We start from the raw sequence: 18459 nt of genomic DNA, 5'->3' as shown, positions 1-18459 counted from the left end.
CCCGGCGGCCTCCCGGGCCAGCTGCGCCGCCGCCGCCCGCCACGCCGCGGCCACCTCGTCGGCCAAGCGGGCGCCCCCGCCGCTCCCGTCCCCGTCGTCTGCGGCGCGATCCGCGGCAGCACCTGCCCCACCGCCGCGCTGCGCCGGGGGCTCTCCGAGCCCGGTGCGGATCGCGTGGTGCTGCGCCGTCGTGATCGACCCGGCCAGCAGCGCGTCCCGCAACGGCTCGTGCCACGGCGGCCGCACCGGCTCCGCGCCGGCCCGCCCGGCATCCTCCTCCTGCTCGTCCGCCCCGCCACCGGGGCGGCCGGCCCCGTCGCCCAGTCCGTCCACCAGCGCCTGCCCGACCCGGACGGCACGGACGGCCTCGCCGCGCGTGGCGCCCGTGGCATCCCGGACGAACTCCACCGCGTTGCGGTGCCCCGCCTCCTGAACCAGGCCGCCGTGCCCGCGCTCCCTGCCAGAGCGGGCGGCGGCCACACCGGCCAGCACGGACTGCAGCGTGGCGGCCTGCCGGGCGATCCCGGTCACCTCCGCGAGCGCGTCACGCACCGACGAGTCGGACAGCCCCAACGCCGACGCCGGCAGCTCCGCGGCGGGCACGTCGAGTTCCGCGAACACCTGCAGACGCCCCACGGCGTCGTGCATATCTTCGAGGAACCTCATACTTCGATTGTGCCAGCGGCCACCGACATCCCGCACACATATCCGAGTGCCTGTGGATAACTCGATCAAGCCATCAAAACGGCCACCGGATGCCTGCCCTTCGACAAGCTCAGGGACCAGACTGCCACCACGTCTGGTCGTCACAGTTGATAGCGTCCCCGTGTGAGCAAACGGCCCAAGAACCGACCGCCGCACCGCACGCAGGGCGGCGCCTCCTTCGGCATCGGCCAGCGCGGCGTGCCCGCGCACCGCGACGACGAGCCGGAGCTGCACCGCGAGGTGCTGGCCAGGCTGCACCCGAACGATCCGCTGCCGCTGCTTGCTTACGCGAGCACGCTGGCGGCGGCGTTCGAGGAGCGCTCCCCGTGGGAGAAAGCGGCGTCAGACCAGCCGACGCTCCCGCAGCTGATCTCCATGCTCCGCTCCACGGGCGAGCGGCCGACCGACGCGCTGCTGCTCGTGCTCAAGGAGTTCGCGGGAAACGACGTGCTGGCCCGGCGCGTGGCCATGGAAGTGGCCGGGCGGCGGCATCCACTCCCCCGCTGGCTCACTCAGCTCGATCAATTCCGCGCCAGTCGCGCCTTCGCCCTCGGGCACGTCCTCGGCGATGGTGAGAACGTCGTCATCGAGATCACGGCGCCGGCAGGCATCCTCACGCTCGTGCTGTACATCGACCACAACATGGGCACCGTCGTCAAGGACGGCTACGTGCTCGACGAGGCCTTCGACTTCGTCGTCGGCCGGCTGAACGAGCTGAGCCGCGACGAGACTGGCGTCACGAGCGGGGAACTGAGTCTTGCCGAAGCGCGCGCCCGGGCCGAGCAGGCGATCGCCAACGGCCGCATGGTCCATCCGCCGTTCGAGAGCGACACGTGGCCGAACGCGCGCCCCTTCGTGGAATGGATGCTGCGCCGCATGCCGAGCGGGGGCCACGGGTATCCCGACCCCGAGGACCCGGATGTCGCGCCGCTCATCGAGCAGCTCGCGGCCGACGCCGACCCGTCGGGGTTCGACGCGCGCCCCGGCTCGGACGACCGCGACATCGCCGAAACCCTGTTGGAGTTCGCGGCGAACTACCTCGGCGGCGATCCGCTGCGCTGGAGCCCGGTGACCGTCGAGATCCTGCTCGCCGACCTGTTCCCGCGCAAGGTGCACGCCGACGCGCGGTACCTCGACCGGGTTCCCGACGTGATGCGCGAGGTGATCGTCTACGCGCACGGAGTAAGGGATGTTCCCGGGTCTCTGACCCTCGAGACCCTCGCTGCCGTCGACCGGTACGAGCCCGAGTACCGGCGGCAGGTCGGCGTGCCGCGCAACCTCCGCAGCGAGCTGATGCGCGAGTTCGACCCGGGCGACCCGTACGCGTTCTTCAAGGCGCTGCTCGCAGCCCAGGTGGGCGGGGTCGACGCGATCGAGTCGCTCGACGTGTCGCCGTTGCCCGCCCGACCGTTGGATCTGGATGTCGTGGCGCCCGACATCCACGACCGCGTTTCCGCGGTGGCGGCTCTTGCCGCCGACACCGCCGACGCCCTGTTCGACGCCGAGATGCGCACCGCGGTGCTTCGCGTGATCGAGCGCGTCGCGGCATCCGATCCGACGATCTTCCGCCGCAACTCGCGCGTCGAGATGACCGCGGCCGCGCTCGTCTGGATCGCGGCGAACGTCAACGACGGGCTCCGCGAGGTGAGCGTGCAAGGGCTGATGCGCCACCTCGGCCAGAAGGGCAGCCCGTCCCAGCGTGCCGAGCCGATGCTGCGCGCGCTCGGCGTCGCGACGACGACCGGTTGGGCGTACGACCCGTCGCTCGGCGATCCGACGCTGCTCACCAGCCGCAAACGGCAGTCGCTCGCCGAGCGTTGGGAAGCGCTGCAGGAGGCGGACTGGCTCGACGAAGACGAGGAGTAGAAGGGGTGCCGCCGACAGGCGCGGCATAACTCCTCCTGCTCGCAGTGCCGACGCACGGGCAGTCGCTGAAATCCGGGCGAGCCCTCGGCACCGGGCGACGATCTGGCGGAGTTGTGCACCGTCTCACGGCAGCATCGATCCGCCGCCGCCCTTCGTCAGCCAGCGCAGATCGTCGAAGGCGCGGATCAAGTCCTCCATGACTCACGACGAGCTCGCGGTGCGCACCGGCATCGACTCGTCCAACATCCGCAGTTACGAAAGCGGCCGGGCGATGCCCAGCATCCACACGATCATCCGCATCTCACAAGCGCTCGACACCGAACCGGGCTTCTTCCTGCACGGACTCACGCTCGACCACTTCAACCCCGCCCCGGCGCGTCGACGCAAGGCGGGCTGACTTCGACACGTCTGCGATCGCGCCGCTGCTCATCAAGGAGCCGGGCACGGCTCGGTGCACGGTCGCCGGCCGCGCGGGAATGAACACGCGCACCGCGTCGTTGTACCTGTACTCGGCACTGTGAATGAGCCGTAACCGGAGGGACTCGTGGGCAAGAACTACGTCGACATCGAGAACGACCACGGCGAGACGCTGCGCTACCGCAAGCACGTCAATGGTCGTGGACTCATCGCGCACGGAGCCAAGGTGCACGCGCGCGCGGTCGTCGAGGCAGGGGCTTACGTCGAACCGGGCGCGCAGGTCGCGGAGGGCGCGGTGATCGGCCGCGGAGCCTGGGTCGAACGGGATGCCTCGATCGGCGCGGAGGCGCACGTCAACGCGCACGCTCACATCGGCGTCGGCGCTTCTGTCGGCCGGTGCGCGCAGATCGGCGTGCGGACGGTCGTCGGCGACGGTGCGCACGTCGCCCCGCTGGCGCTCATCGGCGACGACGAGCGGATTCCGCCGGGCGCCGAGGTCGCCACCGACCGCCGCGGCCTGCACCTCGCCGCCTGAGCGCGACGGGCGCTCCGCGCTTCGGCGCCCCGCACGACGATCGCTCAACAGTCACTAAGTGCGGTCGCGCCACGCCCGAACCCGCGCGAAGCGACTGCTGAGCCGAGCCTTCCACGCTCAACAGTCACCATGTGCGGATGACCCCTCGCGCACACCCGCGACAACCGACTGCCGAGCCGAACCCCGACGCCCAGAACCCTCAGCAGTCACCATGTGCGGATGACCCCCGCGCGCACCCGCGCGAAGCGACTGCTGAGCCACGCCTTCGACGCTCAGCAGTCACCATGTGCGGGTGACCCCCGCGCACACCCGCGCGAAGCGACTGCTGAGCGGAAGCCGGGCTGGGCGGGGGCGCCTCCAGCCGCTTATGCGAAGACGAACAGCACGAACCCGACGAGCGGCAGCGTGCCCTGGATCGCCGCGGCCCGCGCATACTTGCCGCCCGTCGTGAGCAGCACGAGCGCGGCGGCCACCATGCATCCGAGACTGAACAACACGAGCGCGCGCCCGGCGACCGCAGCTCCGGCCCAGAACAGCGCGATCCCGATGATCGCGCCGATCGCCAGGAACAGGTTGTAGAAGCCCTGGTTGTACGCCATCGGCTTGGTCGTCTCGGCCTGCTCCTGGGTCGCGACGCCGAAGCGCTTCCAGATGCGCGGCTGGGTCCACTGCACGCTCTCCATCACGAAGATGTACACGTGCAGCAGCGCGGCGAGCGCCGCGAACGCGGTGGCGAGGATGCCGGCCATGCCCTCACGCTACCGTGGACGGGTGCCCAGAAAGAGCGCCCGTCCACGCGGCGACGCCGCCCCGGCGCCGAGCGCGCCGTTCCGGCTGGGCGCGGTTCCAGGCGCGACGCCGGGCAAGTGGATCGACACGTGGCGCGAGCGCCGCACGAACCCGATCGAGCTCGTGCCGATCTCCGCCGCGACCCAGCGCGACTCCCTGAACGAGGTCGACGCCGCGCTCGTGCGGCTGCCGATCGACCGCGAGGGGCTGCACGTCATTCCGCTCTACGACGAGCTGCCGGTCGTGGTCTTCGCCGCCGACTCGCACCTCGGCGCGGCCGACGAGCTCGAGGCATCCGATCTCGCGGGCGAGGTCGTGATCACGCCCGTCGACGACGTGCTCGGGATGCCGCCTCCCCCCGACACCCGCACCCCCGCGTTCGCCGCCCCCGCCACGACCGACGAGGCGATCGCGACGGCCGCGTCGGGGGTCGGCGTGGTCGTGGTGCCGATGTCGCTCGCGCGCGCGCACCATCGCCGGGATGCCGCCTACCGTCCGTTGCGCGACGGGCCCGTGTCATCCGTCGCCCTCGCCTGGATCGCCGACCGCACGACGCCCGACGTCGAGGCGTTCGTCGGCATCGTGCGCGGCCGCACCGCCAACAGCTCGCGCTGACCCGCCCACCCCGCCCCCACGAAAGTGGCGCCCCGCGCCGCATCACCACCCCCGACCCGGCCCAACGCGCCACCTTGGCGCTGACCCGACAGACCCCGACCAGGAGCGCAGCACGAGACGGGGGATGTCGCCGACCTGGGTCTCTGCGACATCCCCCGTTGGACCGGCGCTCCGACGTCGCGCACACCCCCCGATGTGCCTTCGCCGTGCCCCCAGTGCGGGATCGTCCCCCCGGACTCCCCCACTGCAGCACCGCTCCACTGATCTGGAGCGCACGACCGCCCGCCTGATACAGCGGTGTCAGAATCCGGCGCCGTGGCACTCGAACGGCGCGACGAGCCCCGTGGCGAGGGATGCCGCGGCGAGCGCCTCCGCGGGCGGCTCGCCGGCCGCGAGGCCCGTGTGCACCGCGCCCAGCAGCTCGCACGCGACGTCGTCGGCGACGATGACGGGCGCCGCTATGACGCACCGCGTGCCCGCGTGCAGCCACGTGCGAGTCATGCCGATGGCCTCCTCGCCCCAGCGCACCGACGAGCGCCCGACCTCGCACGCCGACAGCACGACGGTCTCGGGCGGGCGCGGAATGCGGTCGATGTCGTAGCCGAACAGCGCTCCGTCGGCGAGCTCGAGACCCGAGAAGAGCGGGTTGTCGGATGCATGGCGCCCGTGCGCGGCGACGTGCAGCACCGACACCTCCGACGCGAGCTCGGCGACCGCGTCGACGGTGGCGGCCGCGCCGCGCACGAGCGCGACATCGCGCCCTGCCCGCATCCAGGCCGCGGCCGCGGCGTCCGCCTCCTCGTCGCCGCGGGCGACGCGCGGCCCGACCGCGATGCCGGCCGACAACCGGTCGTCGACGAGCGAGCCGCGCCGCGCCCACCGCGTCGCCGAGGGCGCGAGCGTGAACACACGTCCGCGCATTCCCGGCAGCATCGCCCACGGGATGCCGGCGAGCACCCCGGGTGTCGTGATCACGAGACGGCGACGGTCGGCGACTGCCACCGGCGCGTCGAGCAGCCGCTGAGACAGGGCCGCCAACCGCTCGTCGAGCGAGCGCCGCACGACGGCTCCCATGGGGCCGGAGCGCACCGACGCCGACACGTCCAGGTCGGCGCGCAGCCCGCCGAGCATCGCGCGGGCGGCGGGCCAGCCGGGCAGCGGCACGACCTGCGCGTCTCGGGATGTCGCGACCAGGCACGCCAGCACGCTCTCGCTCCACACGTACGAGAGCAGCGCGGTCTCATCGTCGAGCGCACCCTGCAACTGGGCCAGCGACATCCGCTCCTCGACGCTCGCGACCCCCGTCGACGACCACTGGCGCTCGCGCACCCACTCGTGCAGCTCGGCCGCGCGGGGCGAGGAGAGCCACGCGCCGTCGCCGCCTTCCGCGCGCAGCATGCGCAGCTCGGCCAGCGCCTCCGCGGTCTCTTGGTCGGGGGGAGGGCGAAGGGGCACCACTTGCTGCGCCGTGTGCCGGGCTCGTTCCGACCACTCGAACACGAGGTGGGGCCGGCCCGACCGCAGCGCCGAGCTCAGACCTCCCATCAGCAGCGGGACGGCATGCATCGATATCGCCGCCTGTAGGTCGAGGCTGCCGAATGAGAGCTGCCACTGCTCGAGCTCGTCCAGGCCGGCTGCGGCGTGGCGACGCACATCGGCCTCGCGCCTCGCCGCGGCAGCGCGCGCCACGCGCACCTCGGACGCGAGCAGCCGCACGTCGATCGGGGCGTTCGGCGGCACCCGCACCGCCGTGCTCCGCTGGTCTCCTTGGCGGTTGCCCTGCGCCGCGTCGCGGGCCGCCCGGAGCTGCCCCGCCAGCCGCACCGAGACGGCGTCGGCCCGAAGGCCCGCCTTGTGCAGAGAGGATGCCACCGACTCGATCTCCTCGGGAGCCAACGCGTGGGCGGCCACGGGGGCCTTTCCTCCGCGAGTGTCGTAGACGTCCGTGGCCAACTGCGCTCGGACGCGCACGGCGTCGGCCCGCGCCGCCCACGTCTCGTTGCCGAGTTTGCGGAACCGCCGCGCCGCCACAGCCGCCGTTCGCGCCGCTGCCGCCGGGGCGTGCGTCAGTTGCGAGCGGGCGAGCGCGACCTCGGTCTCGGCGCGCGACTGGGGCATGCGCTGCCTGCCGAACACCGCAGCGCTTGCTTCCAGGATCTGCTCGGCCTCCGCGGTGAGCCCGGCGTCGCGCAGCACCTCGGCACGGTCCACGTCGCCGATCGCGGTAACCACGGGGGACACTCCGACAAACCCAGCGCGCGCGCGGCCCATATCGCCCAGAGCCGTCACGATATCGCCGTTCAACAAGGCGATATAACCGAGATCGTGGCGCGCCTCGGCCTCATCGACGACCATCCCCTGCGCAGCGAAGGTGGCGGCGGCAAGCGCAGTGTCATCCCGCGCGGCTGTGAGCTTGCGGCGTTGGATGCTGATCATCGCTCGGTTCATCAGCAGATTTGCGCGCTCGACCGACTCGGCCATCGCGTCGATCGCTTGGGTCAGCCATGCGTCGGCCTCGTCGAGGCGCCCGGCGAAGGAGACGATCGACCCCATTTGGCCCATCAGGATCGTGCGAGTCTCTTCGCTGAGGGCAGGGCGCGACAGCACCTCCGCACAAAGCTCCTCTGCGTCGGACACCCACCCCATGCCCGCCGAAGCAAGGGCAATCGTCCCGTCGATTCGTGCGCGCAGGTCATCGTCGTCAGCACGGTCCGCCGCCATGGCAAGTGCGCGCGCCGCGGCCGTCAGCTTGCCCTGGTTCACCAGGTCGACGGCCGCGGCGTGAAGCTCCTTCGCCGTCCGAACCACAACTCCATCTTGGCCGCCCCGACGATGGGCGGCCAAGGCGAAGCTTAGACCGGCGCGGGCCCCCTCTTCTTCAGCTCCTTGATGATGGACTGCTTAGCCGCGCGCAGAGCGGCGACCCGCTCCGCATCCGTGCTGATCGTGCCATCCACCAGTCCATCAGCGATCGCCTCGGCGAGGAGGCCGGCCACGTAGGGAGCGGCGAACGAGGTCCCGCTCCAGATCGCGAATCCGCCTGTGAAGTCGTCCGGATCGATGGTCTCGCGACGAACCCCGTCGCGGTCGCTCCGGGTGTCGGGCTCGCCACCGCCTTCGAACGGCGGCAAGCTGCTCACCACAGACGCCCCTGGGGCGAACGTGGCCACCCAATCGCCGAGATTGCTGAACAGTGCCATCGTCCCGTTCGGGTTCAGGGCGCCGACCGAGAGGTGCGGTGCGGCATCCGCAGGATCCGTCACGGTGAAGTCCGCATCCGGCCACGCCCACAGGGCAGCGGGGAACGCCGGTCGATCAGTCGCGTCGTTGCCCGCCGAGCACACGACAGCGCAGCCGTGCCTGCGCGCGGCCACGAGGATCTCGTGCAGAGACAGATCGAACAGCTCGTCCTCCGGAGTCTCGTGATAGTAGCCCAGCGAGAGGTTGATGACGTCGATCGGGCGACCGCCCTCGGCGATCGGGGTCGCCATCCACTGAACGAGCACGCGAGCGGCGTACATGAACTCGCCCTCCAGCACGGTGCCCTGGCTGTCGGCGACGCGCACGGAAACGATCTCGGCATCCGGGCACTTCTGACGAACGATCCCAGCGATGAACGTGCCGTGTCCGGCGGCGTCGTCGATCTCCCCGTCGTACGGACCGGCGACATCGCCCGTCGCCTCCGGGTCGGTCTCCTTCTTGGACAACCCGATGACACGCTCCTCGAACGTCGGATACGTCGTCACGACCTTGTCGAGCCAGTCGTGTTTGCCGCATCCGGTGTCCAGCACCGCCACGACGGGTCGTCGGCCTCTCCCTTCGATGGGTTGGCGCTGCGGCGTCGGCTCCGCTCCGACGTAGTCCACAACCTGCCGCCCGCCGCTACCCGCGTACGCATAGCTGTCCGTGCCATTGGTGCGCTTGCCGCCGAACGGATTGGTCCGCTTACCGCCAAATGGGTTGGTCCGCTTGCCACCGAAAGGATCGATCGACATCACGTGGTCAAGGCTCACGCCCTTGAGTTCCTTGCTGCGTCCGACGCCCTTCCGCGCCCGCGCCCGCTGCAACAGCCGCCATGCGTCGATCGGCGGCACCGGCTGATCGTCGCGGTCCTCCCTCGGCTCTCGCACGATGCCGATGCGATGGATGGTGGGCAGATCGAGCCGTTCGCGCCAACGGGCAGCGCGGGCGATCGCTTCATCCAGTTCGAGGTCCGTTCCGTCAAGGTTCTGCAGCCGAACGCCCCACCCGAATTCGCCGGCGGCCGCTTCGAGCTCGTCCCGCAACTCGCCCAGCGCAGTGCCCTCGGCAGTCACCAGCAGGTGGTCGAGTGCGTACGCGGTCGGGTAGGCGGAAACATCCTCGACCGGTTCGCTCTGCGGGTCCAAAGGGGCCCCGCGCTCTCGGGCGGCGTCAAACCGCGCGCGCCACGCGGGCACGCGCTTCGGCTCGGAACGGGACTCCTCAGCGGGCGGCTCTGCCATTTTCTCTCCTCGTCACACTTCGAAATGGGGGGTCATGAACTCGCGGACGCCACCGGCGTCGTCGCGCACGGCCAGGCGCAGCTGCGCCATCCCGGTCGGCACGTCCTCGAAGGCGAACCGCCCGCCCTCCCCCGCGTCGGCCGACCACTCGCGGTCGCCCTGCGACAGCCGCACGGCGAGCGCCTCGGCATCCACCCAGCCGTCGATCCGATGGCTGCCGTCGTCCGTCTCGCTCACGTGCAGCAAGACGGATGTCTTGCCGTCGCTGAACTGCAGCGTGAGCGTGTCGTGCTCGCCGCGCACGGCGGCCAGCTCCGCGCTCTCCACGAGCGTGAGCAGCGCGTACTCGCGGGTCAGATCCTCGACCGCGACCGCGGCGACCATGCGGTCGACGAGGTCGGCCGGCACGGGGTCGACGGCCTCCCACACCGTGCGTAGTCGTGCGAAAAGGGCGGCATCCGCCGCCGGGTCCATGTCGTGCTCGTTCATCCCATCCCCCCGGATGTCCATCCCTGCGAGCCCTCGAGCAGGGCCCGCAGCTTGGCCAGGCATCGCTGCCTGGTTGGCCCAATGCTGCCGATCGGCATCGACAGGTCCTGCGCCAGCCGCGCGTAGTCGGGGCGCTCCTCGAACGCGACGACCCGCAGCAGTCGCTGGCACCGCTCGTCGAGCGAGCCGACGGCATCCCACAACTGCGACGACTCGTCGTCGAGCACGGCCACGTCCTCGGCCGAGTCGTGCGTCGGCAGGTGCGGCTCGAGGTACTCGGTCTCGGTGGGATCGGCGCGGCGCTGCAGCTTGCCGACTCGCCACGCCTCGCGCCGCGCGCACGTCGTGAGCCAACCCGACACGGCCAGCGGCTCGTTGATCGACTCGTGGCGGCGCACGAGGGTCAGCCACGTGGTCTGCACAACGTCCTGCGCGAGCGCGTGGTCGAGCCCGTAAGCGCGCACGACGTGCCACAGCACCGGCGACATGAGCCGCACGAGTTCGTCCATCGCGCGCGCCTCACCGCCACGCCAGCGTCCGAACAGATCGGCAGCGTGCTCCCAGCGGCTCGGCTCGGCCTCCTCCGCAGACGCGTCGTCCGCCGGGTCGCCGGTGGCGAGATCGCCGTCGAGGGGTTCCGACCGATCGGTGTCGGTCATAGCGCCCATTGTGTCCACATAGACAAGGAGCGCGAAAGAGGATGCGTGATACATCCTCGTTAGAATCTCGTCCATGGCCCGCTTGCTCTACGTGTGCGTGCGTCCGCAATCGGGCGCCGCCGCGGCGGAGTACGAGTCGTTCCGCACCAGCGCGCGGCTGGCTCCCGACGAGCTCGACCGCATCGATCTCGTGCGCGAGCGGCTTCCCGACGACGCGTTCGACCGGTGGGACGGCTTCCTCGTCGGCGGCAGCCCGTTCAACCTGACCGACCCCGAGTCGACCAAGACCGACGCCCAGCGCGCGCTGGAGCCCGACCTCGAGCGCATCGCGGCGCGCGCGGCCGCGGGCGAGTCGGCGGCGCTGTTCACGTGCTTCGGCATCGGCGTTGTGGTCCGGATGCTGGGGGGCACCGTCAGCCGCGCGCACCCCGAAGACACCGGGCCGACCGCGATCGAGCTCACTGCCAACGGCGAGCGCGACGCGGTCTTCGGCGGGCTCGCGCGCCGATTCACGGCGCTCACGGCGCACAAAGAGGGCGCCGGCGAGACTCCGCCGGGCGCGACGCTGCTCGCCACCAACGCGGCGTGCCCGGTGCAGGCGCTGCGGGTCGGCGACCGGCTCTACGCGACGCAGTTCCACCCCGAGCCGACGGCCCGCGCGTTCACCGAGCGGATGGCGGTCTACCGCGACGACGGGTACTTCGACGCCCGCGACTACGAGTCGATCTCGGCGCGGGTGCTGGCGGCATCCGTCACCGAGCCGAACCGCGCCCTGCGCGAGTTCGCCCGCCGCGCCCTCGCGCCCTCTTGAGCCGCAGCGTCCCGCCCGTCACGCCGGCTCGGGGGGATGCTTCAGCAGGTCCACGCGCTCGCGCACGTACGCGTCGAGCGGCGCGGGCGCTCCGGTGCGGCTCCAGCGCACCATCGGCACGCCGTCCGCGACGAGAAGGGGGCCGGATGCCTCGCCGCGCTCGACCGCGTCGAGGTCGAGTGCCGTCCAGCCCACGTGCACCGTCTCGCCCGGCTGGAACCCGCCGCGGACGGCCGCGGCCCCCTCTTCGGCGCGCGCGCGAGCCGACACGGCGGCGTACCCACGGCGCGCGTCCTCGACCGCGCGCACGACCTCGCCCACGCCGAGCACGTCGCCGTCGGAGGTCAGCAGCAGCACGCCGAGCCGCCACGCCGAGCCTGCCCGCTCGATGCGCGGCGCCCGGCGCAGCAGCCGCCCAGGCGCGGCGTGCCTGCCGAGCGCCTCTTGCGGCACGGCCGCCGCCGCCAGCTCGGCGCGCACGGCGTCGAGCAGCTCGCGAGCACCGGTCACGCCTCCTCCGCGACGAGGTCGCCGTCGGCGGGCCCCGCGCTCCGCTCGCCGCGCACCGCCATCGCGACGAGCGGGAACAGCAGCACCGACAGCATGCCCGCCCCGACGAGCGCGGCGGCCACACCGCTGCCGATGAGGTGCTCGCTGACGCCGATTGCGGTCACCGCGACGATCACGGGGAGCCCGGTGGCGCCGAGCAGGCCGAAGGCGACGCGGTCTTTCGCCGACGAGCCCTGCGGCACCGACAGCGTCGCCGGGATGCCGCGGATCACCAGCAGCAGCACGAGGAACACCGGCAGCAGCATGAGCACGCGCGGGTCGGACACCATCGCGCGCACGTCGAAGGCGACCCCGGTGTGGATGAAGAACACCGGCACCAGGAACCCGAACGCGATGGCCTCGATCTTGCTCTCGACCTGCTCGCGATCGCGGTGCGGCGCGTTGCGCATGATGATCTGCCAGATGATCCCGGCCGCGAACGCCCCGAGCAGCATGTCGAGCTCGAGCACCAGGCTGAGCGCCACGAGCGCTCCCATGATGAGGATGACGATGCGGATGGCGAACTGGCCCGATGTGTGCAGCGACGCGCGCACCAGCTCGTGCAGCCGGCCGTGCGATCGGCGTGCCGCGATCACCATCGCGAGCGCGGCGATCAGCACGAACGCCATCAGCACCAGCGCCGACGGCCCCGGCTTGCGCGCACTGAGGAAGATCGAGATCGCGATGAGGGGGCCGAACTCGCCAACCGCGCCAACCGCGGAGACCGCCCGGCCGAACGGCGTGCCCAGCTCGTTCGCGTCGCGCAGGATCGGCAGCAGAGTGCCGAGCGCGGTCGAGCACAGCGCGACGCCCACGATCATCGCCGCCTCGCCGGGCGCGATCGCGAGCCCGGCCGCGACGCCGAGCGCGAGGCTGAGCAGCCATCCCGCCACCGACTGCGTGAGCGGCCGGCCCTTCATACCGCTGAAGTCGATCTCGTTGCCGGCCATGAAGAACAGCATCGCCAGGCCGAGTTGCGCGAACACGTCGATCGTGGGCCCGGGCGCGACCCAGCCGAGCACGTCTGGCCCGACGAGAATGCCGAGCACGAGCTCGAACACGACGATCGGCACGCGCGCCCAGCGCGACAGGCCGCGCGCGGCGAGCGGCGCGAGCACCGCGAGCAACGGGAGCATCACGATGCTGAGGTCTGCCACGCGTTTCAGGCTAGCGTCACCGGCGCAGCCGCTCGGGCCGGAACCCGTAGCCCACCAGCCGGGACATGACCCGCCGCGCCAGCGGGAGAACGAGGCGCAGCAGCGCCCGCTCGCCGCGCGTGGGCGGATTGTGCAGCAGCCGCAGGCCGCGACCGGTCGCGATGACGCGATGGACGCCTCGCTGCATGGCCTGCATGAGGGCGGTGGGCAGCGCGCGGCGACGCTGCACGGCGGTGAACGCGCGGTCGATCGCTTCCGGGGCGCCACCGGCGTGGAATGCGGGGATCAGCGCATTCGCTGTCGCCACGGCATCCTGCACCGCGTAGTTGATGCCGACGCCGAAAACAGGCGACATCGCGTGCGCCGCGTCGCCGATGCACAAGGCACCGGGAATCCACCAGCGCCACAGCCGCTCGATACGCACCGACAGGTGCTTGATGTCGTCCCACGAGACGAGCGCGGCGGCCGACTCGCGCAGCGGCGGCACGGTCGCTGAGACGCGCGCCCGGAACGCGTCGAGGCCGGCGGCATGCGTGGCGTCCACCGCCCCCTTCGGAATGATCATCCCGCACTGCAGGTAGCCCGGCCGCGGGATGGTGACGATGATCGCGTCTGCCGTCGCCCACCCGAGGGTTGCCGGCATGGGCGTCTGAGGTTCCGGCAGGCGGAACCACAGCACGTCGGCGGGAACGCCGTACACCCACGGCTCGAGGCCCAGCGCCGGGCGCATGGCCGACGCGCGCCCGTCGGCGGCGACGACCGCCTTCGCCTCGACCACGAGCTCGCCCTCCGCGGTGCGGGCGCGCACGCCGCGCACTCGCCCCTCGCCGCGCGTGACGTCCGTCGCTTCCGCGCCCATGACCAGGTGGAAGGACGGATGCCGCGCGCCCTCGCTCGCGAGGAGGTCGAGGAGGTCCCACTGCGGCATGAGCGTGACGAACCGGTTCGGCGGCGGCAGCGTCGTGAAGTCGACCGCGCGCAGGCGCACGCCGTTGACGACGGCGTCGAGCGTGGGCAGCGGCGTGTGCGGGACGGCATCGAAGCGCTCGCGCAGCCCGAGCGCGTCGATGAGGTTGAGCGTCGACGGGTGCACGGTGTCGCCGCGGAAGTCGCGGAGGAAGTCGTCGTGCTTCTCCAGCACGACGACCTCGATGCCCGCGCGCGCGAGCAGGAGCCCGAGCACGATTCCGGCGGGCCCGCCACCGACCACGCACACCTCGGCGCGCAGCTGTTGGCCCATGCCGGCAGAGTAGCCTGCCCCGCCGCGCTGACGAAGCCCGTCAGACCGAAATCCACTCGCGCGATGTGGTGAGCTCGTCGAGGATGTCGGGGATCGGCGCGACACCGATGCCCGGCCCGGCGGGCACGTCCAGGTGCCCGTCGCGCATGACGAACGGCTCGGTGATGTCGGTCTCGTAGAACCGGGCGCTCGCCGAGACGTCGCCGGGGAGGGTGAAGCCGGGCAGCGACGCGAGCGCGATGTTCGCGGCGCGCCCGATTCCCGATTCGACCATGCCGCCGCACCACACCGGCACGCCGGCGGCGACGGCCACGTCGTGCACGCGCCGCGCCTCCAAGTAGCCGCCGACGCGACCGGGCTTGATGTTGATGACGCTCGTGGCGGCGAGGCGAATGGCGGCGACCGCCGCGTCGGCCGACGTGATCGACTCGTCGAGGCAGATGGGCGTGCGCACGACCTTGGCCAGGTCGGCGTGCCCGAGCACGTCCTCCTCGTCGAGCGGCTGCTCGATGAGCAGGAGCCCGAACTCGTCGAGGCGGGCGAGGTGGTCGGCGTCGGCGACCGTGTACGCGGTGTTGGCGTCGACCTGCAGCAGGATGTCGTCGCCGAACGCCTCGCGCACGGCGCGGACGACATCCACGTCCCACCCCGGCTCGATCTTCAGCTTGATGCGCACGTACCCCTCGGCGAGGTAGCGGCCGACGGCGTCGAGCAGTTCGGGCACCGAGTCCATGATGCCGACCGACACTCCGCACGGCACGGTGTCGCGGGTCGAGCCGAGCTCGCTCGCCAGCGACCTTCCCGCGGCGCGCAGCTCGGCATCCAGCACCGCCATCTCCAGCGCGCCTTTGGCCATGCGGTGCCCCTTGAACGGCTTCAGCGCCTCGCCGACCTCGGCGGCGGTGCCCACGCGCTCCAGCGCCGGGATGAGGAAGCGCCGCATGACGTCGGCGCTGCCGTCGACGTACTCCGACGAGTAGAGCGGGTCGGCGCCGGCGACGCACTCGCCCCACCCGTCCGCGGTGTCGGTCACGGCCCGCACGAGCAGGATGTCGCGCTCGGTCTCGGTGCCGAACGACGTGCGAAACGGCGAGACCAGCGGCATCCCGACCCGCCGCAGCTCGAAGCCCTCGATCCTCATGCCTTGATCCTCGGACAATCAGGCGAGCGTGTCGAGGATGCCGGTGAGCACCTCGAACGTCGTGAGCGGGCTGACGATCGCGAAGCGCAGCACGGGCTCGCCGGCGTGCGAGCTCGGCACGACGAAGGCCCGCTGCTCGTCGAGGAGGCGCTCCGACCACGCCTGGTAGTCGGCGCGGGTCCAGCCCTCGCGGCGGAACACGACGACCGACAGCTGCGGGTCGCGCACGAGCGACAGGCCGTCGCGGCGCTCGATCTCGTCGGCGATCTCGCGGGCGAGATGGATGCCGTGCGCCACCGCCGCGCGATACTGGTCGGCGCCGTGCGTGGCGAGCGAGAACCACAGCGGCAGCCCGCGCGGGCGGCGGGTGAGCTGGATCGCGTAGTCCGACGGGTTCCACTCGTCGCGGTCGGTGAGCGTGTCGAGGTACTCGGCGTGCTGCGTGTGGGCGGCGAGCCCCTGCGCGGGGTCGCGATAGATGAGCGCGCACGCGTCGAAGGGCGCGAACAGCCACTTGTGCGGGTCGACGATGACCGAGTCGGCGAGCTCGACGCCGGCGAACGCCGGTCGAGCCTCCTCCACGAGCATCGCGGCGAGGCCGTACGCCCCGTCGATGTGCAGCCACAGGCCGCGCTCCTTCGCCGCGGCGGCGACCGAGGCGATGTCGTCGACGATGCCGAAGTTGGTCGTGCCGCCGGTGGCGACCACGGCGAACACGGCGTCGCCGTGCGCGTCGAGGGCGGCGGCCATCGCGTCGCCGTGCAGCCGCCCGTCGGCGCCGGTCGGCACGGGGACCGTGTCGACATCCATCACGGCCGCCGCCGACGCGATCGACGAGTGGGCCTCCGCGCTGCACGCGATCGCCCACCGCGGCGGGTCGGCGCGGCCGGCCTCGCGGTTGCGGCGGCGGGCCGCGTCGCGTGCGGCGACGAGCGCCGAGAGGTTGCCGATCGTGCCGCCCTGCACGAACACGCCTCCCGCGCCCTCGGGCAGGCCGAACTCGCCCGCGAGCCAGTGCAGCACCTCGTTCTCGGCGAACACCGCGCCCGCGCCCTCGAGCCACGACCCGCCGTAGAGCACCGACGCCGACACGGCGAGGTCGAACGCGATCGCCGCCTTCGTCGGCGCGCACGGGATGAACGACACGTACGCGGGATGGTCGACCGACAGGCACGCGGGGGCGAGCACGTCCGCGAACAGGGCCGTGGCGCGCTCTGCCCCGATCCCCTCCGCCGTGATGGAGCCGGCGGCTCGCGCCGCCAGGTCGTCGAGGGTCGCCGGCTTGTCCAACGGCACGTCCGAGTAGAGCGCGCGCTGTCGCGCGTAGGCGAGCACTTCGTCCACGGTCGCGCGCGTCTCGTCCGAGATCGCGTGCATGGCGTCGGGCTGGATGGGGTCGGTCACAGGTTCTCCGTTCCTCACTGTTCACGATGGCACACACGCGCCGCTCTCGCGCACGCGATAGCGTGGCACAAAGCGACCCCGACGAGGAGGCCCGATGGCTTGGCGGATGCCGGCGGAGACGAACGAGCACGAGCGCACCTGGATGGCCTTCCCCCGTGAGGGGCTGACCCTCGGCGACACCGCCGCGCAGCGCGAGGACGGGTACGCGACGTGGGCCGCGGTCGCCAACGCCGTGGTGGGCTTCGAGCCGCTGACGATGGTGGTCGACCCGACCGAGACCGACCGGGCGCGCCGCATGCTCGACGCGCGGATCGACGTCGTCGAGGCGCCGCTCGACGAGTTCTGGATGCGCGACTTCGGCCCCACGTTCGTCGTCGACGACGAGCGCCCGGGCGCGCTGGGCGCGGTCGACTGGATCTTCAACGGCTGGGGCGCGCCGGAGTGGTCGGAGTGGCGGCAGTCGGCCGACATCGCCCGCTTCATCGCCGAGCAGACCGGGGCCGAGCGCATCACGTCGCTGCTCGTCAACGAGGGCGGCGGCATCAACGTCGACGGCGAGGGAACGGTGCTGCTCACCGAGACCGTGCAGCTCGACCCGCGCCGCAACCCGTACGCCGACAAGGGCCGCGTCGAGACAGAGCTGGCCCGCACGATCGGCACGACGACGGCGATCTGGGTGCCGCGCGGGCTCACGCGCGACTACGACGACTTCGGCACGAGCGGGCACATCGACATCGTCGCGACCCTCCCCTCCCCCGGCCGCGTGCTGCTGCACGCCCAGCCCGACTCCGACCACCCCGACCACGCGGTGATGCGCGGCGTGCGCGCCCAGTTGGAGCAGGCGAGGGATGCCGCGGGCCGCACACTCGAGGTGGTCGAGCTGCCCGCGCCCGAGACGCTGCGCGACGAGCACGGCTTCGTCGACTGGAGCTACGTCAACCACTACGTCGTCAACGGCGGCGTGATCGCGTGCGGGTTCGGCGAGGAGCGCGCCGACGCGCGGGCGCGCGACATCCTCTCCTCCGCGTACCCGGGGCGCGAGGTCGTGACCGTCGACGCCCGCCCGATCTTCGCGCGCGGCGGCGGCATCCACTGCATCACTCAGCAGCAGCCCCGGGTGCCGTGATGGACCCGGTCGCGTCGCCTCCCGTCGTGTCACCGGGCGTCGAGTTGCCGCGAATCGCGTCTCGAACGCGCGGATCGCGGCAACTCGAACGGAGCGACGTTGCTTCAGTTGCCGCGAATCGCGGTGTGGCCCTGTCGATCGCGGCAACTCAGCGTGAGCGACGGGCCCTGAGCGTGTCGAGGGCCGGTGACCTCGCATGATCGACGTCGTCGAGGCATCCATCGCCGATCTGCGCGCTGCCCTCGAGTCCGGCGCGGCCACCGCGGTCGGGCTTGTCGAGGCGTACCTCGCGCGCATCGCGGCGTATGACACGCCGGGCCCTTCGACAAGCTCAGGGGCCGAGAACGCGCTCAACAACGGGACCGAGCTCAACAACGGGACCGCGCTGAACGCCGTCGTCGTGCACAACCCCGACGCGCTCGCCGAGGCGGCGGCGTCCGACGCCCGCCGCGCGGCCGGCCGGGCGCGCGGG

The 18459-nt window shown here is 72.1% G+C and carries 16 protein-coding genes and 2 pseudogenes; 7 read left to right on the top strand and 11 right to left on the bottom strand.

Going from position 1 to position 18459, the window contains the following annotated elements:
* Positions 1–666: pseudogene (locus QM611_RS08180) on the bottom strand (hypothetical protein); the annotation flags it as partial.
* Between the two features lie 162 nt (positions 667–828).
* On the opposite strand from QM611_RS08180, the gene QM611_RS08175 reads away from it, so the two are divergent.
* The 3 genes from QM611_RS08175 to QM611_RS08165 all read left to right on the top strand — a co-directional run bounded on the left by QM611_RS08175 (position 829) and on the right by QM611_RS08165 (position 3523).
* On the top strand, positions 829–2571 hold the full coding sequence (locus tag QM611_RS08175; protein WP_415079416.1) for a hypothetical protein: 1743 nt from the start codon (positions 829–831) through the stop codon (positions 2569–2571).
* The gene (locus QM611_RS08170; protein ID WP_415079418.1) at positions 2477–2968 is read left to right on the top strand and encodes a helix-turn-helix domain-containing protein; all 492 of its coding nucleotides are present in this window, start codon (positions 2477–2479) and stop codon (positions 2966–2968) included. The genes QM611_RS08175 and QM611_RS08170 overlap by 95 nt, the downstream gene beginning before the upstream one ends.
* Before the next feature lie 147 nt (positions 2969–3115).
* Complete coding sequence (locus QM611_RS08165; protein WP_415079415.1) at positions 3116–3523, top strand: transferase; 408 nt, start codon at positions 3116–3118, stop codon at positions 3521–3523.
* Between the two features lie 365 nt (positions 3524–3888).
* On the opposite strand, the gene QM611_RS08160 is transcribed toward QM611_RS08165, so the two are convergent.
* Positions 3889–4272 (bottom strand): DUF1304 domain-containing protein, encoded by a 384-nt coding sequence (locus QM611_RS08160; RefSeq protein WP_415079414.1) that lies wholly within the window; start codon positions 4270–4272, stop codon positions 3889–3891.
* 22 nt (positions 4273–4294) lie between these two features.
* On the opposite strand from QM611_RS08160, the gene QM611_RS08155 reads away from it, so the two are divergent.
* The gene (locus tag QM611_RS08155) at positions 4295–4927 is read left to right on the top strand and encodes a LysR substrate-binding domain-containing protein (RefSeq protein ID WP_415079413.1); all 633 of its coding nucleotides are present in this window, start codon (positions 4295–4297) and stop codon (positions 4925–4927) included.
* 300 nt (positions 4928–5227) lie between these two features.
* On the opposite strand, the gene QM611_RS08150 is transcribed toward QM611_RS08155, so the two are convergent.
* From QM611_RS08150 to QM611_RS08135, 4 genes are read right to left on the bottom strand one after another with little or no spacing between them, the layout of a single operon-like run.
* Complete coding sequence (locus tag QM611_RS08150) at positions 5228–7735, bottom strand: CHAT domain-containing protein (RefSeq protein WP_415079412.1); 2508 nt, start codon at positions 7733–7735, stop codon at positions 5228–5230.
* A gap of 44 nt (positions 7736–7779) precedes the next feature.
* On the bottom strand, positions 7780–9411 hold the full coding sequence (locus QM611_RS08145) for a S8 family peptidase (RefSeq protein WP_415079411.1): 1632 nt from the start codon (positions 9409–9411) through the stop codon (positions 7780–7782).
* Between the two features lie 12 nt (positions 9412–9423).
* Positions 9424–9900, bottom strand: coding sequence for a hypothetical protein (locus QM611_RS08140; RefSeq protein ID WP_415079410.1), 477 nt, complete (start codon positions 9898–9900; stop codon positions 9424–9426).
* Complete coding sequence (locus QM611_RS08135; RefSeq protein WP_415079409.1) at positions 9897–10559, bottom strand: RNA polymerase sigma factor; 663 nt, start codon at positions 10557–10559, stop codon at positions 9897–9899. Before QM611_RS08135 ends, QM611_RS08140 begins: the two co-directional genes overlap by 4 nt.
* Before the next feature lie 73 nt (positions 10560–10632).
* Between QM611_RS08135 and QM611_RS08130 the strand changes: the two genes are divergently transcribed.
* The gene (locus QM611_RS08130; RefSeq protein WP_415079408.1) at positions 10633–11370 is read left to right on the top strand and encodes a glutamine amidotransferase-related protein; all 738 of its coding nucleotides are present in this window, start codon (positions 10633–10635) and stop codon (positions 11368–11370) included.
* 18 nt (positions 11371–11388) lie between these two features.
* Here QM611_RS08130 and QM611_RS08125 read toward each other — a convergent pair whose 3' ends face one another.
* Genes QM611_RS08125 through QM611_RS08105 form a run of 5 tightly spaced genes read right to left on the bottom strand, consistent with a single transcriptional unit; the run spans position 11389 to position 16834 of the window.
* Positions 11389–11880 (bottom strand): glutaminase, encoded by a 492-nt coding sequence (locus tag QM611_RS08125; RefSeq protein ID WP_415079407.1) that lies wholly within the window; start codon positions 11878–11880, stop codon positions 11389–11391.
* Complete coding sequence (locus QM611_RS08120) at positions 11877–13076, bottom strand: cation:proton antiporter (RefSeq protein WP_415079406.1); 1200 nt, start codon at positions 13074–13076, stop codon at positions 11877–11879. Before QM611_RS08120 ends, QM611_RS08125 begins: the two co-directional genes overlap by 4 nt.
* A 16-nt stretch (positions 13077–13092) precedes the next feature.
* A complete protein-coding gene (locus tag QM611_RS08115) occupies positions 13093–14316 on the bottom strand; it encodes an FAD-dependent oxidoreductase (protein WP_415079405.1) in 1224 nt (407 codons plus the stop codon).
* A gap of 40 nt (positions 14317–14356) precedes the next feature.
* On the bottom strand, positions 14357–15457 hold the full coding sequence (gene menC / locus QM611_RS08110; protein ID WP_415079404.1) for an o-succinylbenzoate synthase: 1101 nt from the start codon (positions 15455–15457) through the stop codon (positions 14357–14359).
* Positions 15458–15475: 18 nt separating this feature from the next.
* Complete coding sequence (locus QM611_RS08105; RefSeq protein WP_415079417.1) at positions 15476–16834, bottom strand: pyridoxal phosphate-dependent decarboxylase family protein; 1359 nt, start codon at positions 16832–16834, stop codon at positions 15476–15478.
* A gap of 121 nt (positions 16835–16955) precedes the next feature.
* On the opposite strand from QM611_RS08105, the gene QM611_RS08100 reads away from it, so the two are divergent.
* On the top strand, positions 16956–17987 hold the full coding sequence (locus QM611_RS08100) for an agmatine deiminase family protein (protein ID WP_415079403.1): 1032 nt from the start codon (positions 16956–16958) through the stop codon (positions 17985–17987).
* A gap of 196 nt (positions 17988–18183) precedes the next feature.
* Positions 18184–18459: pseudogene (locus tag QM611_RS08095) on the top strand (hypothetical protein); the annotation flags it as partial.

Source organism: Microbacterium sp., assembly GCF_047606685.1.
Taxonomy (GTDB): domain Bacteria; phylum Actinomycetota; class Actinomycetes; order Actinomycetales; family Microbacteriaceae; genus Microbacterium.
Note: the sequence above shows the minus strand (reverse complement) of the source record. Positions and strands in the feature narration are given on the sequence as shown.